Origin of the sequence: Microbacterium sp., assembly GCF_030149085.1 — a bacterium.
Taxonomy (GTDB): Bacteria; Actinomycetota; Actinomycetes; order Actinomycetales; family Microbacteriaceae; genus Microbacterium.
In genome coordinates this window covers 1-14,081 of the sequence record NZ_JASBSF010000261.1, presented here as the reverse complement: position 1 = coordinate 14,081, position 14,081 = coordinate 1, and the positions used below count along the sequence as shown (strand labels likewise).

Sequence of the window (14,081 nt, the reverse complement as noted above, 5' to 3'; positions counted from 1 at the left end):
TTGTCGATGATCTCCCAGAGGCAGTGCATCAGTCCGCGCGAATCGGTGGATCCGATGTACATTCCGGGCCGCTTGCGAACCGCCTCGAGGCCTTCAAGTACCTGAAGATGGTGGGCGGAATACTCGGAGGTCACAATCGTTCAGGCTACGCGGCGTCGCTGGGATCGCTGCGGAGCCACGCGGCACGGGGGGCCGCCGTACGCGCTCAGCGAAATGTGACCCAATAGCGGCATACCCGAAACATCCCCGTGGTTGTATGTCATGACATCGCCAGGAGTGACGCACCGAGGAGGCATGACCATGGCTACCCTTTCACCCGCAGAGATCGACGTCATCGAGAGCCGTCTTACCGCCGCCGACCGCTGCGACTCGTGCGGCGCACAGGCGTACATTGCCGCCGAAGTCAACGGCAGCGAGCTGCTCTTCTGCGCCCACCACGGACGCCGCTACGAAGAGAAGCTGCGCGAGATCGCCACGAGCTGGCACGACGAGACACACCGACTGAGCGCTGAGTGACTTCAGCACAACTCTCGCCCCGTACCATCTGAATGGCATCGCTCGATCCGCGGACGCGGATGCACTATCGCGCCGCGCGGGCACTCCGGATCGACGTCGGTTCGCTGTGGCAGCGAGCGCGCGAGACATCGCGAGAGCACGGTCGCTGGACTCCTGCCGTGCTCGCCGACATGCTCTGGTCGGCTGGCGTGCGTCAGGTGGGATTCCAGGATTACGTTGATTACGACTTCGCGATTCTGAGCCGTGCCGAGCGCGCCACATACATGACGCATCCCGTCTCGAACGAGCTGTCACAGCGCTACGACGACCCGCGGTACCGAGCCCAGTTTCACAACAAGATCGCGTTCAACAGCACGTTTGCACCCTTCCTCCACCGCGAATGGATGACGGTCACGGCCGATAACGCGCACGAGTTGCGCGATTTCGTCGAGCGCCACGGCACCGTCATCGTCAAGGAGCCGGTCGGGCAGGCAGGATCCGGCGTCCACCGTTATCGAGCGGATGCCGTCACCGATTGGTCGGCGTTCCACACCGGTCTGCTGGAGCGCGGGGAACTCCTCGCCGAAGAGGTGATCACCCAGCATCCTGATCTTGCCGCCTTCTGCCCGGGCACGGTCAATACGACCCGGGTCACGACCTTCTTCGACGGCGAACGCACACACATCCTCGCCATGGCGCAGAAGTTCGGCCGGGGAGAAGTCAGCGACCAGATGAGCTTCGGCGGCTTCTATTCGATGCTCGACGACGACGGCCGGGCTGTGGGCCCCGGCTACGACTCGCACGGCAACGTGCACGAGTTTCATCCCGATACCGGGCGCCGCATTTCCGAGTTCACCCTGCCGATGCTCGACGACGTCAGGGTCTTCATCGATGAGGTGGCACGTGTCGTTCCGACAGTGCGCTATGTGGGGTGGGACGTCGTGGTGACTCCCCAAGGCCCGGTCCTCGTCGAGGGGAACTGGGCGGCAGGGGTCTACGAGAACAAGCCCAGCGTGACCGGCATCCGCACCGGCCACAAGCCCAAGTACCGTGCAGCTATCGGTTTCTGAGGAGCGCTAGACCGCGCGCACGATGCCGAGCGGCGTTGACTGGTGACCCTGGCCGAGCGGATTGTCGCGAAGCACGGCGAGAAGCGTCTTCTCGTCAGTCTTCGAGAGCGTCGACCCGAGAATGTTCCCACCGAGGTCGTTGATGTCCACCACCGCAACCTCGACGCCGGGGGCCAGCAACGTCTTGAGGTGCTGAGCTACCTCCCGGGGACGTTCGGGCCCCAGCACGACGGCGCTGTTGTACGGCGGGATGGTCCCACTGGTCGGGCCGTCGATCGCACGGGCGCGGTCGCCGGCGATCCGGTAGAAGTCGCCCGAGCGGCCGAAGGCCTTCGTCACGGCCGAGACCGCCGCAGCGAAAAGGATGCGCGGCGTGCCGCACTCGCGCAGCGCCATCTCCATGGTCTCGGGCATTCCGAGGCCGATCCCATACGGAGTACGCGTCACGTACCGCGACAGAAACAGGGCCAGCTTGCGCGGCTGAATCTCCGACACCGCGTACGAGCGCCCCTGGGTGATCGCGACGATCTTCTCGGTGACGAACAGCGTGTCGCCGGTGATGGCGTGCTCGAGGGCGTATTCGCGGATGATGTCATCCAGGTCATCACCGGGCATCACAACGCGCGTGCGGATCGGGATCCGCCGGTAGCTCGCGCCGTCGATCTCGACGTCGAGCGACTTCCCCTCGTTGGCGACGCCGGTCATTCCAGATAGTCCCGCAGCGATTGCGACCGCGACGGGTGGCGAAGCTTGGCCATCGTCTTCGACTCGATCTGGCGGATCCGTTCACGGGTCACACCGAACGTGTCGCCGATCTGGTCGAGCGTCTTGGGCTGACCGTCACCGAGTCCGAAACGCATGCGGATGACGCCGGCTTCCCGCTCGGACAGCGAGTCAAGCAGAGACTCGAGCTGACGCTGCAGCATCGTGAAACCGACAGCGTCAGCCGGAACGACAGCCTCGGTGTCTTCGATGAGGTCACCGAACTCGCTGTCGCCATCCTCACCAAGCGGTGTGTGCAGCGAGATCGGCTCGCGGCCATACTTCTGGACCTCGATGACCTTCTCGGGCGTCATGTCCAGTTCGCGGCTGAGCTCTTCGGGGGTGGGTTCGCGACCGAGATCCTGCAGCATCTGCCGCTGGACGCGGGCGAGCTTGTTGATGACCTCGACCATGTGCACCGGGATACGGATGGTGCGCGCCTGATCTGCCATCGCTCGGGTGATCGCCTGACGAATCCACCACGTCGCGTAGGTCGAGAACTTGAAGCCCTTCGTGTAGTCGAACTTCTCGACGGCACGGATGAGACCGAGGTTTCCCTCCTGGATGAGGTCGAGGAACTGCATCCCGCGACCCGTGTAACGCTTCGCAAGCGAGACAACCAGGCGCAGGTTAGCTCCGAGCAGGTGGCTCTTGGCACGCTGACCGTCGCGGGCGATCCACTGCAGGTCCAGGCCGAGCTGGCTGGACTTCTCTGCAGGCGTCATGTTCGACAGTTTCTCTTCGGCGAACAGACCCGCCTCGATCCGCATAGCGAGCTCGACCTCTTCGGCCGCGTTCAGCAGCGGAACCTTACCGATCTGCTTCAGGTAATCCTTGACCGGGTCAGCTGTCGCACCGGTGATCTGCGTCGAGTAGATCGGGACGTCATCCTCGTCGCTCGAGCTGATGACGATGGCGCCACTGGGGAGCGGCTCGGTGAAGACGGGCTTGCTGGGTGTTTCGTCGTCGTCAACGTCATCGTCGTCAGACGCGTCCTTCGCGGCCGGCGAGTCGGGTGCGTCATCCGATGATTCCGAGTCAGACGACTCGTCGTCGGCTCCCTCGTCGACGCCGTCCACATCAGCCTCGTCGAGTTCTTCGTCCTCGTCGATGTCGTCGGCGTCGTCATCCGCGCTCTTCGTGGATGTCTTCTTCGCGCTGGCCTTCGCGCCCGTCGCGCCGCTACGCTTCTTGGCTGCGGGACGCTTGCTGGCAGCAGTCGTGGCGACCTCGTCGTCGCTCTCGATCTCAGTAGCCAGCGCGTCCGCGTCGGCCTTCTTGGCGCGCGTACGGGTGGGTGTCGTGCTTGCGGTCACGTTTCGCCTCTCAGCGCACGGCGATCTGATTGCCGCGCTGTTGGTTTCGGACGCTAGTAAGACCCTTGTCAAGTCCCGCGGCCTGTGACGGCCACGGGTGACAATGGGTCGAACCACCATTGTCTCATACTCCGTCCGCGATTCCTGGCCCACTCCCCCGGCCGTCGCTAACGGATATCAGCAACAACGAGTGTGACGCGTTGCGTATTCCCCCGGCACAGGTGACGCTCAAGCCTTGTCGTCGTCGCCCGCGGGCCGGGTGGCCAGATACCGCTCCAGTTCGGCGGCAATCTCGTCCGCGGTCGGCAGGTCACCGGTGTGGATGATCGGCGTGGCGTTCGTCGCCCCCGCCATGTACGCGTCATAACGCTCTTCGAGGGTCTCGATCATCCGCTGCAGTTCGTCGCTTCCGCCAACCTGCTCCTGCACTTTCTCGAGATACTCGCGGTTCTCTTCCCGAAGTTCGTCACCGGCGAAGACCAATCCCGTGGCGACCGTGACGCTGTCGAGCGCGGCGAGAGCCGCTGCAGGATATTGCGTATCTGCGAGGTAGTGCGGCACCAGCAGCACGAAGCCCGCAACATCCGCCGCGGTCTCGGCAAAGCGGTACTCGAGGAGGTGGCCGACGGTCGCGGGAACCTGTGTCTCTGGCTGCCATACCGAATGCGCCGCCGTGAGCTCGGTCCGGGTCCCGCTCACTGTCGTTCCCAGCGGACGTGTGTGAGGGACAGGCATCGGAATGGCGTGTACCCACGTCACGCTCGCCACGTCAAGTTCAGCGGCCAGCTCGAGGACCGCTGCTGTGAACGAGTCCCAGGCGAAATCCGGCTCGTACCCCGTGAGCGTGATGAACGGCTGCCCCAGGGCGTCGTGAACGAGCGAGAGCTCCAGCCGGGGAGGCCGATAGTCAGTGAGGTGGTCGTGCTCGAAAGAGATGACCGGGCGACGCGCGCGGTAGTCGAGAAGGATGTCGTTCTCGAAAACCGCAATGGGCGTCGGCTCCAGATCCTCCCTCAGGTAGGTGACGACCCGACTCACGGCGGATCCGGCGTCGGTGAAACCGGTGAGCGCGATCACGAGCGGCAGACCCGCGGGCACCGGTGGGGCGCTGGCGACGCGGTGATAAACGGGTACCGACAAGGTCATGCCTCCATGCTAGGCGCGTGGTCGCAGTGGCCGCCCCGACGCGTGCCGCTCAGAGCGAACATGCCCCGACCTAGGATGAATGCATGGCCAGTCCTGTCGTCGAATTCAGCGAAGCCCCGGTTACCGAACACGACGCAGACGCGGTGGTGATGGTGATCCCCCTTGTTTCCGCAACCGCTGACGACGAGTGGGAATCCCTTCCCGGACTGCGCGAGAGCCTGGAGTCGATCGGGTTCACAGGCGCGGCGGGATCGCATGCCCGGGTGGCGGTTCCGCAGCTGTTCGCGCAGCCCGTTGCCGTCGTCGGCAGCGGTGCGGGTCGGGACGCGGCATCCGTTCGTAACGCCGTCGGTGTCGGATGCCGCACTCTGACCGGGTTCGCCGCTGTCGCCGTGGCTCTGCCCTTCCACGAGACGGCAGACGCGGCGCTCGCAGCCGCCGAGGGCGCAGGTCTCGGCGGCTACAGCTTCGCGAGCTTCAAGAAGGAACCGCCGAAGCCCCGCGCCAGCCGTGTCGTCGTTCATGCTGCGGCAGCGGTTCCGCCCGCGGATGCAGCACGAGTCCGCGCCGTGGTCGAAGCAGTCGCGCTCGTGAAGGACCTCGTGACCACCCCCGCCGACGCCCTCGGCCCCGCCGACATGGCGGAGGCGACCAGCGACCTGCTGACAGACCTCCCGGCAACAGTCCAGGTGTGGGACGAAACCGATCTGGCAACCGGCGGGTTCGGTGGCATCCTCGGTGTCGGTCGCGGCTCGGTACGCCCCCCACGCCTCGTTCGCGCCGAGTATGCGCCGGACGGCGCGACGCGTCACGTGGCTCTGGTCGGCAAGGGCATCACGTTCGACTCCGGTGGGCTCTCGCTCAAGCCCGCCGCCGGAATGGTCGACATGAAGTACGACATGTGCGGCGCGGCAACGGTCCTTGCTGTGCTTCGCGCGGTCGCTGAGATCGGTGCTCCCGTGCGCGTGTCAGCGTGGCTGTGTCTGGCCGAGAACATGCCCTCGGGGACGGCGACACGCCCGGGCGATGTCCTTCGCATCGCCGATGGCACGACGGTCGAGGTACTGAACACGGATGCCGAGGGCCGGCTGGTCCTTGCCGACGGGCTTGTCGCGGCGAGCCGTGAGCACCCCGACGTCATCGTCGATGTGGCAACCCTCACTGGTGCGATCACCACAGCGTTGGGAACGCGGCACGCAGGCGTCATGGGCGACGACGAGGCCGTCGCCCGCTACCTTGCGGCAGCGGATCGTGTCAACGAGCTCGCCTGGCAGATGCCCCTTCCCGACCACATGGTCGATGAACTCGACTCTCCGATCGCGGATCTTCGCAATGCAAAGGTCGGTGACCCCGCGGGAGGATCCCTCTTCGCGGGTCTGTTCCTTCGTCATTTCGTCGGAACACGCGACGACGCCGACGGCAGCGGAGTTCGGATCCCGTGGGTTCATCTCGACATCGCCGGTGTGGGCATGAACAAGGGTGCCCCCTTCGGGTTTACAGACAAGGGTCCGACCGCAGCGACGACCCGGAGCCTCATCGAGTTCGTGATCAGCGAGGCCGGCCGATGAGCGAGGACGCCTTCGACATCGTTGTACTCGGAGGCGGCTCCGGAGGCTACGCGGCAGCGTTGCGCGCCCGGGAACTCGGACGAACGGTTGCTCTGGTCGAGCGAGACCAGGTGGGCGGGACGTGCCTTCACCGCGGTTGCGTCCCCACGAAAGCGCTGCTGCACTCCGGAGAAGTCGCCGATGTCGTGCGGAACGCTGCCCACCACGGCGTGAGCGCGAGCCTTGACGCCATCGATATGGCCGCGGTCCACGACTACCGTCGCAAGATCGTCAGCAAGAAGCACGCAGGTCTCACCGGACTTCTCGCCGCGCGCGGTGTCGTCACCGTGGCCGGCGACGGCTATCTCGAACCCGGTTTGCGGGTTCGGGTGGGAGGCCGCACCCTGTCGGCATCCGACATCATCCTTGCCACCGGCGGGCGCACCCGCGAGCTTGCCGATGTGCCTCTCGGCGGGCGGGTGTTAAGCAGCGACACCGCGCTCGAGCTCGACGAGGTACCGTCATCCGTCATCATCCTCGGCGGCGGCGTCATCGGGGTCGAGTTCGCCAGCATCTGGCGCTCGTTCGGCGCAGAGGTGACGATCATCGAGCCGCTCGCCCGCCTGCTTCCCTCAGAAGACGAAGCCAGCAGTGCGGCGCTGCTCCGGGCGTTCCGCAAGCGCGGGATCACGACGACCTTTGGGGTTTCGTGCACCGGTGTGGACGCGAGCGACGACCACGTCACGGTGACCCTGTCGGATGGCTCGACCCGCACCGCAGACTACGTTCTGGTCGCGGCGGGCCGGGTTCCGGCTACCGCTGACCTCGGCTTCGAGGAAGCTGGCGTTGAACTCGCTGCCGGGTTCGTCGTGACGGATGCCGAGCTGCGCACGACCGCACCGCACGTCTGGGCTGTGGGTGACATCGTTCGGGGGCCACAACTTGCCCATCGCGGCTTCGCTCATGGCATCGCTGTGGCGGAGCGGATCGCCGGGCTGTCCGTCGCCCCGCTCGACGACAACTCCGTGCCGCGCGTCGCGTATTCGAGTCCGGAGGTAGCTTCCGTTGGGCTCACGACAGCGGCGGCGGTCGAACGGTTCGGTGAGGATGCCGTTCAAGTCGCGGAGATTCCGCTGGCTGCCAATGCCAAGAGCGAGATCTTGGGAACCACCGGATTCGCGCGGGTCGTGCGGCGGCGCGAAGGCCCGGTCCTGGGTGTGCACCTCGTCGGCGATCGCGTCGGCGAGCTCATCACCGAAGGACAGTTGCTCGTGGGCTGGGACGCGCATCCTGAAGACGTCGCCCCCCTCATTCACGCTCATCCGACACAGAGCGAGGCGCTCGGCGAAGCGCTCTTGCTGCTCTCGGGCAAGCCACTACATGCGATCTGACGACCGCCCCCGCAGAATCACTAAGCTGGAAACGACATCGGCATCCTGAAGGAGACAAACTCATGAGCACTTCCGTGGTCCTCCCCGCACTCGGCGAGAGTGTTACGGAGGGAACGGTGACCCGCTGGCTCAAGAAAGTGGGAGACACAGTTCAGGCCGATGAAGGGCTTCTCGAGATCTCGACCGACAAGGTCGACACCGAGATCCCCTCCCCCGTTTCCGGCGTGATCGAGGAGATCCTCGTTGACGAGGACGAGACCGTCGAGGTCGGCGCGATCCTGGCGAAGATCGGTGACGGCTCATCCGCACCCTCGTCGGACGTTCCCGCCGAGGAGGCTCCGGCCGAGCAGGCGCCGCAGGAGTCGGCTCCCGAGCCCGAGCCCGCCCCGGCCGAAGAGCCCGCACCTGCACCCGCTCCCGCAGCGCAGGCCGCTCCGTCCGGCGAGGGCAAGGACGTCGTCCTACCCGAGCTCGGTGAAAGCGTGACCGAAGGCACGGTGACCCGGTGGCTGAAGGCCGTTGGCGACACCGTCGAGGTCGACGAGCCGCTGCTGGAGATCTCCACCGACAAGGTCGACACCGAGATCCCCTCCCCTGTCGCGGGAACGCTGCAGGAGATTCTCGTGCAAGAAGACGAGACGGTTTCGGTCGGCGCGACGCTCGCCCGAATCGGTGACGGTGCCGCGCAGCAGTCCGCCCCAGAGCCCGCACCTGCTCCTGAGCCGACGCCGGAGCCCGCTGCCGAGAAGCCCGCGGCTGAGCCCGAGAAGCCCGCAGCGCCGAGCCAGACGGCAGAAACTCCCGTGACTTCGTCCGAAGTGACCGAGGCAGCCGCCGACGAAGCGGCGCCCGAGTCCGACGGCGACGGCAAGACGTATGTGACCCCGCTCGTTCGTAAGCTCGCGCAGGAGAAGGGCGTCGACCTCTCGACGGTCAAGGGAAGCGGCGTCGGCGGACGGATCCGCAAGGAGGACGTCCTTGCAGCTGCCGAGCCGGCAGCGACGCCCGCAGCCGCAACTGATGCGCCCAAGCGTGCTGCCCGGGAGGTTTCTGAGCTCCGTGGGACCACGCAGCCGATGTCGCGGCTGCGCAAGGTTCTCTCAGAGCGCGCTGTCGCGTCAATGCAGTCGACGGCTCAGCTCACCACCGTGGTTGAGGTCGACATCACCAAGGTTGCGGCATTCCGCGATGCGGTGAAGGGCGACTTCCAGAAGAAGACGGGCGATAAGCTCTCGTTCCTGCCCTTCTTCGCGCTGGCAGCCGCCGAGGCTCTGCAGGCGTACCCCGTCATCAACGCCACCGTCGACGAGGGTTCGATTGTCTACCCGGCAACCGAGAACCTCTCGATCGCGGTCGACACCGAGCGGGGCCTGCTGACTCCCGTCCTGCGCGATGCAGCAACGAAGAACCTCGCCCAGATCGCTCACGAGATCGCCGATCTCGCGGCCCGGACGCGGGACAACAAGCTCAAGCCCGACGAGCTCGCCGGCGGCACGTTCACGCTGACCAACACCGGCTCCCGTGGCGCGCTGTTTGACACGCCGGTCGTTTTCCTGCCGCAGTCCGCGATCCTCGGCACCGGCACTGTCGTCAAGCGACCCGGCGTCGTGCAGGTTGACGGAAAGGATGCGATCTCCGTTCGCTCGTATGTCTACCTCGCCCTGTCGTACGACCACCGGATCATTGACGGTGCGGATGCGGCCCGCTTCCTCGGTGCCGTGAAGGCGCGCCTCGAAGAGGCAGACTTCGCCGGCGATCTCGGCATCTGACGGGATCGGCGTCGAGCCGGCAAGAACGTACCAGCGCTACGCAGATGGCTGCTGCGTGAGGTCGAGAACCTCACGCAGCAGCCATCTGTCGTCGTGACGTGCAATCACGACGAGCTGCGGCGGAAAGCCGTCGGCCTCGGCGCGAACGACCGCGACATCCCCGTACTCATCGACCAGATGAAGGGTCCGAAGAGCAGCAGGAGCGGCGGCGGCGCCGGTAGCGAATGCCACATCCCCACGCTCGGCAACCGTCCCCACGCAGGCGGCATCCCCGGCACACGTCGACATGGCGTCGAGAATGACGCCCGCCACGCGAGGCAGATCAGGCGCGTCCGCCTCGAGTCGGGAGCTGGACGAGGCAGTTTCGCCGGTATCCGGCGAGATGGCATCTCCGGTCGGTGCACTTTCTGCTGGCGCACTGCGCGCATCAGGCGCCAGGACCGTGACAGCAATAGCCAGGACCACGCCTACGGCAACTGCACCAATGACCAGCCGACCCCGCCCGACAGGGCGCCCCGCTCTCGGGCCACGTCGAAATGAACGCAGAGCGCCACGGGCAGAGGCAGCCACGTCCGCGAGAGTCTCATGCCATCCGCCATCGCCACCGCGCACGAGCCGATCGAAGGCACCAGGCTCATCAGGCGGCACGACCCGCGACTCGGCCCGCAGGTGGGCCTCAACCACAGCCGGGCTCGGAACCAGCCGCACAGTGGCCGGGGCTTCGGACGACGGACGAAGCGGCCCGGGCTCGACCCACTCGAACACGGCTCGCTCACAGGCATCGAAGCCACCTGCGCGGTGGTCATCGGCTCGCAAGACAGCCACGATGGCATCCCGGACGGAGCCACCCCGCGCATCATCGAGCGGAAGTCGGTTCAGGATGCGGCATGCGCTCTCCCGAGCGGGTTCCGCGCCGGGCCCGAGCGCGAAGACGGGCCTGGCGGAGCCGGACAGCCACCATGCTCCGCCGAGATCCTTCCCAGCTGCAGCACGCAGCTCGTACGCCCCGCGCAACAGGCTGATCATGATGGTGGCACACTCCGGTTCCGTGAGAGGCGAGCGCCGGCTCTCACGACTCTCGAGGTAGGTTTCGAGGGGCTCGCGACACGCTTCGACCAGTGCGCCAGCGGCGGCTTCAGAGCGGGACGTACCCATGTGTACGACATCCAGTGCGCGCAGCACGTGAGTGTCCTCCTGCGGCGTCCAGAAAAGCTCGCCCGCAGGCACCTTTTCAGGATCGATCAGTAGGTGAACGCCCGCCGGGCTGCGTACGAGCGTTCCCGCGTAGGGCGACTCTCTCGTTGTCACACGGCGCAGCGGGGTGAACGCGATCAGGAGCGGATCATCCGCCCACCCGGGCATTGCATCACTCATGCCCCCAAGCCTGAGCGGCCCCATCACCCGGCACTCGTCCCGGCGTCGAATCGGGGACCCGCGGGCCCGATCGCAGCCTGGGGAGGAGCTCGCGCGGATGCGGCTGGACGAGGCCGCTACTCATGCAGCGCGTCCGTGCCGGGTACGCTGGAGGGATGGCAGCACGCGCGTCCTCACCCGAGAAAAGGCCAGGCTTCTTCTCCCAGCTTCGTACCCTGTACACGTTCACCCAGCAGACCTACCGAGGTCTCCCCTGGCTGCTCGTCGGCGTCGTGCTCGCCGGTGCCGCCCTCGGTGTTGGCATCGGGTTCCTCATTCCCCCGGTCGCTGTCTGGAGCATCATTCTCTGGGGTGTCACCGGTCTTCTCTTCGGTGTCCTGATGGGTCTGACCCTGACGACCCGGCTGTCGACACGCGCCATGTACAAGCGCATCGACGGCGTACCCGGCGCCACCGGCCACGTGATCTCCACATCGCTCGGCCGCTCGTGGCAGGCGAACGAGAACCCCGTCGGCGTTAATCCGAAGACCCAGGAAGCGGTTTACCGTGTCATCGGCCGCGGTGGCGTCGTCATCATCGGTGAGGGCTCACGCGGGCGTCTGACCCGGCTGGTCAACGACGAGCGCCAGAAAGTTCAGCGGGTGGCATCCGGTGTACCGCTGACAGTGATCTACGTCGGGCACGGCGACGAGGACGTGCCGATCTCACAGCTCGCGACACGGATCAAGAAGTTGCCGAAGAAGATCGACCGCGCAACGATGGCTGCCGTCATCAAGCGAGTCGACTCGGTTTCCCAGACGTTGACGTCGCTGCCGATTCCTAAGGGCATCGATCCCACCAAGGTTCGGGCACCGCGCCCCCGCTGAGTCCTGGCAGCGCGGTCAGCGGCTGCGAAGCAGGACTGTGCCCGCCGCCTTGTCGTGTAACCCGCGCTGATCGGCATCCCAGATGACAGCCGGGATCACCACGATCAGCAACAGGGTGCGCAGCACCGGTCGCCACAGACCCACCCAGCCCCCCTCCACGCGCTGGAGCGTCAACCCGAAGATCCGATGTCCGGGGCTGCCCTGCAGCGTCGGCAAGAAGGCGATCTGAATGAGCGCAAAGATGCCGAGAATGGCGAGTGCGTCCCACCCGAAGAACCCCGAGATGAGATACGCCGCACCGTAGTCGACGCACAACGCACCGACTCGACGGCCGAGGCGACCGATCGATCCGGGCCCAGACTCCGGAAGTCCGAGGCGTTTACCGGGGTAGTCCTGGGCAACTGAGGTCACCGGAAGAGCCTATCTGGGCGAGCCGATTCGACAGGCTCGTAACATGCCCGAAACAATAGGGACACGGCAGGGCAATCCCTGCCGACTACCGTTTTGGGAAACCCGACACGGGTATCACCACGCCCTACCTCTGGAGTCTTCATGTTCAAAGATTCATCTGAGGTGCTGAAGTTCATCAAGGACGAGGACGTCAAGTTCCTCGACATCCGTTTCACGGATCTTCCCGGTGTGCAGCAGCACTTCAACATTCCGGCATCCACCGTCGACGAGGACTTCTTCACCGTCGGCCAGCTGTTCGACGGATCCTCGATCCGCGGTTTCGCGAACATCCACGAGTCGGACATGCAGCTCATCCCGGATGTCACGACGGCGTACCTTGACCCGTTCCGCGAGGCCAAGACGCTGATCATGATCTTCGACATCTACAACCCCCGTACGGGCGAGATTTACCACAAGGACCCGCGTCAGGTTGCCAAGAAGGCAGAGAAGTTCCTCGCCTCGACCGGCATCGCAGACACCGCATTCTTCGCACCCGAGGCTGAGTTCTACATCTTCGATGACGTGCGCTACGAAGTGAAGCAGAACACGAGCTTCTACTCCGTCGACTCGTCTGAGGGCGCGTGGAACACCGGCCGCGAGGAGGACGGCGGCAACCTCGCCAACAAGACTCCCTACAAGGGCGGCTACTTCCCCGTCTCGCCGGTCGACAAGACCGCCGACCTGCGTGATGACATCACGCTGAAGCTGATCGAGTCCGGCTTCGTGCTCGAGCGCTCGCACCATGAAGTCGGTACCGGTGGCCAGCAGGAGATCAACTACCGCTTCGACACGATGGTGCACGCGGCAGACGACATCCTGAAGTTCAAGTACATCGTCAAGAACACGACGCACGAGTGGGGCAAGGTCGCGACCTTCATGCCCAAGCCGCTGTTCGGCGACAACGGCTCGGGTATGCACACCCACCAGTCGCTGTGGCTCGATGGCAAGCCCCTCTTCTACGACGAGGCCGGCTACGGTGGACTGTCGGACATCGCCCGGTGGTACATCGGTGGTCTGCTCGCACACGCCCCCGCGGTGCTCGCCTTCACCAACCCGACGCTCAACTCGTACAAGCGTCTGGTCAAGGGCTACGAAGCTCCCGTCAACCTGGTCTACTCGGCCGGTAACCGCTCGGCGGCCATTCGTATCCCGATCACCGGAACCAACCCGAAGGCCAAGCGCATCGAGTTCCGGGCGCCCGACGCATCGGGCAACCCGTACCTCGCGTTCGCCGCGCAGATGATGGCCGGCCTCGACGGCATCATCAACCGCATCGAGCCGCACGAGCCGGTCGACAAGGACCTGTACGAGCTGCCCCCCGAGGAGGCCAAGCTCATCCCGCAGGTGCCGAACTCGCTGCTCGACTCGCTCGACGCGCTGCGCGCCGACCACGAGTTCCTGCTGCGTGGCAACGTGTTCACGCCCGAGCTCATCGAGACCTGGATCGACTACAAGTTCGAGAACGAGATCCAGCCGATGAACGCCCGTCCCCACCCCTTCGAGTACGAGCTGTACTTCGGGGTCTGATTCCGAGGGGTTTTGGGACCGCACTCCCGGTCTCAGAGGCCAGCAATTTACTGAGCCCCAGGCGGCAGTCGCCGTCTGGGGCTCAGTCTACCTCTGGACGTTTACGGACGGCTACGGGCGGTAAACGGACAGGTTTTCGGACGGGACGGACGACCGCTTCTGCGGTGCCGTCAGCGGCTGCGGCGCGGCCAGGCTGACCGACAATCAAGCCGCGTCGTGTGACGATGCGGTCACACCGCATTGACCCACGGCCCCCGTCCGGTCGACGGCGCTGTTACCTGTTCACTGTCGTGACCGGGTCCGTAGTCACGCCCGATAGCCGATCACCGTGGTCATGCCGGTTTCTGCGTGGTAGATGTTGTGGCAGT

At 65.5% G+C, this 14,081-nt stretch carries 12 protein-coding genes; 7 read left to right on the top strand and 5 right to left on the bottom strand.

Annotated elements, in window-relative coordinates; all coding sequences use genetic code 11:
• Positions 1–294: 294 nt before the first annotated feature.
• Positions 295–516 carry a hypothetical protein gene (locus tag Q1V87_RS10525; protein ID WP_300592390.1) on the top strand — a complete coding sequence of 74 codons (222 nt, stop codon included), beginning with the start codon at positions 295–297 and terminating at the stop codon, positions 514–516.
• Between the two features lie 32 nt (positions 517–548).
• Positions 549–1,565: a sugar-transfer associated ATP-grasp domain-containing protein gene (locus tag Q1V87_RS10520; RefSeq protein ID WP_300592386.1), complete on the top strand. Its 1,017-nt coding sequence runs from the start codon at positions 549–551 to the stop codon at positions 1,563–1,565.
• A gap of 6 nt (positions 1,566–1,571) precedes the next feature.
• On the opposite strand, the gene Q1V87_RS10515 is transcribed toward Q1V87_RS10520, so the two are convergent.
• From Q1V87_RS10515 to Q1V87_RS10505, 3 genes are all read right to left on the bottom strand, one after another.
• Positions 1,572–2,270, bottom strand: a complete 699-nt coding sequence (locus tag Q1V87_RS10515) for a coenzyme F420-0:L-glutamate ligase (protein ID WP_300592383.1) — start codon at positions 2,268–2,270, stop codon at positions 1,572–1,574.
• Entirely contained in the window at positions 2,267–3,643 is a 1,377-nt protein-coding gene (locus tag Q1V87_RS10510; RefSeq protein WP_300592380.1) for an RNA polymerase sigma factor, read from the bottom strand. The genes Q1V87_RS10515 and Q1V87_RS10510 overlap by 4 nt, the downstream gene beginning before the upstream one ends.
• A gap of 228 nt (positions 3,644–3,871) precedes the next feature.
• The gene (locus tag Q1V87_RS10505) at positions 3,872–4,789 is read right to left on the bottom strand and encodes a proteasome assembly chaperone family protein (RefSeq protein ID WP_300592377.1); all 918 of its coding nucleotides are present in this window, start codon (positions 4,787–4,789) and stop codon (positions 3,872–3,874) included.
• A gap of 83 nt (positions 4,790–4,872) precedes the next feature.
• On the opposite strand from Q1V87_RS10505, the gene Q1V87_RS10500 reads away from it, so the two are divergent.
• From Q1V87_RS10500 to sucB, 3 genes are all read left to right on the top strand, one after another.
• A complete protein-coding gene (locus Q1V87_RS10500; RefSeq protein ID WP_300592374.1) occupies positions 4,873–6,357 on the top strand; it encodes a leucyl aminopeptidase in 1,485 nt (494 codons plus the stop codon).
• On the top strand, positions 6,354–7,727 hold the full coding sequence (gene lpdA / locus Q1V87_RS10495; protein WP_300592371.1) for a dihydrolipoyl dehydrogenase: 1,374 nt from the start codon (positions 6,354–6,356) through the stop codon (positions 7,725–7,727). Before Q1V87_RS10500 ends, lpdA begins: the two co-directional genes overlap by 4 nt.
• A 62-nt stretch (positions 7,728–7,789) precedes the next feature.
• Complete coding sequence (gene sucB, locus Q1V87_RS10490; RefSeq protein ID WP_300592369.1) at positions 7,790–9,496, top strand: 2-oxoglutarate dehydrogenase, E2 component, dihydrolipoamide succinyltransferase; 1,707 nt, start codon at positions 7,790–7,792, stop codon at positions 9,494–9,496.
• Between the two features lie 36 nt (positions 9,497–9,532).
• Here sucB and Q1V87_RS10485 read toward each other — a convergent pair whose 3' ends face one another.
• Positions 9,533–10,870: a hypothetical protein gene (locus Q1V87_RS10485; protein ID WP_300592366.1), complete on the bottom strand. Its 1,338-nt coding sequence runs from the start codon at positions 10,868–10,870 to the stop codon at positions 9,533–9,535.
• Between the two features lie 155 nt (positions 10,871–11,025).
• Between Q1V87_RS10485 and Q1V87_RS10480 the strand changes: the two genes are divergently transcribed.
• A complete protein-coding gene (locus Q1V87_RS10480) occupies positions 11,026–11,736 on the top strand; it encodes a DUF4191 domain-containing protein (protein ID WP_300592363.1) in 711 nt (236 codons plus the stop codon).
• Positions 11,737–11,751: 15 nt separating this feature from the next.
• On the opposite strand, the gene Q1V87_RS10475 is transcribed toward Q1V87_RS10480, so the two are convergent.
• Complete coding sequence (locus Q1V87_RS10475) at positions 11,752–12,147, bottom strand: RDD family protein (protein ID WP_300592360.1); 396 nt, start codon at positions 12,145–12,147, stop codon at positions 11,752–11,754.
• Positions 12,148–12,288: 141 nt separating this feature from the next.
• Here Q1V87_RS10475 and glnA point away from each other — a divergent pair, with 141 nt between their 5' ends.
• Positions 12,289–13,713, top strand: coding sequence for a type I glutamate--ammonia ligase (gene glnA, locus Q1V87_RS10470; RefSeq protein WP_300592357.1), 1,425 nt, complete (start codon positions 12,289–12,291; stop codon positions 13,711–13,713).
• Positions 13,714–14,081 lie beyond the last annotated feature (368 nt).

Excerpts from the sequence above, each read along its gene's own strand:
- Q1V87_RS10525 (WP_300592390.1), top strand. The coding sequence starts at position 295 with ATGACCATGGCTACCCTTTCACCCGCAGAGATCGACGTCATCGAGAGC.
- Q1V87_RS10520 (WP_300592386.1), top strand. The coding sequence starts at position 549 with ATGGCATCGCTCGATCCGCGGACGCGGATGCACTATCGCGCCGCGCGG.
- Q1V87_RS10515 (WP_300592383.1), bottom strand. The coding sequence starts at position 2,270 with ATGACCGGCGTCGCCAACGAGGGGAAGTCGCTCGACGTCGAGATCGAC.
- Q1V87_RS10505 (WP_300592377.1), bottom strand. The coding sequence starts at position 4,789 with ATGACCTTGTCGGTACCCGTTTATCACCGCGTCGCCAGCGCCCCACCG.
- Q1V87_RS10500 (WP_300592374.1), top strand. The coding sequence starts at position 4,873 with ATGGCCAGTCCTGTCGTCGAATTCAGCGAAGCCCCGGTTACCGAACAC.
- lpdA (WP_300592371.1), top strand. The coding sequence starts at position 6,354 with ATGAGCGAGGACGCCTTCGACATCGTTGTACTCGGAGGCGGCTCCGGA.
- sucB (WP_300592369.1), top strand. The coding sequence starts at position 7,790 with ATGAGCACTTCCGTGGTCCTCCCCGCACTCGGCGAGAGTGTTACGGAG.
- Q1V87_RS10485 (WP_300592366.1), bottom strand. The coding sequence starts at position 10,870 with ATGAGTGATGCAATGCCCGGGTGGGCGGATGATCCGCTCCTGATCGCG.
- Q1V87_RS10480 (WP_300592363.1), top strand. The coding sequence starts at position 11,026 with ATGGCAGCACGCGCGTCCTCACCCGAGAAAAGGCCAGGCTTCTTCTCC.
- glnA (WP_300592357.1), top strand. The coding sequence starts at position 12,289 with ATGTTCAAAGATTCATCTGAGGTGCTGAAGTTCATCAAGGACGAGGAC.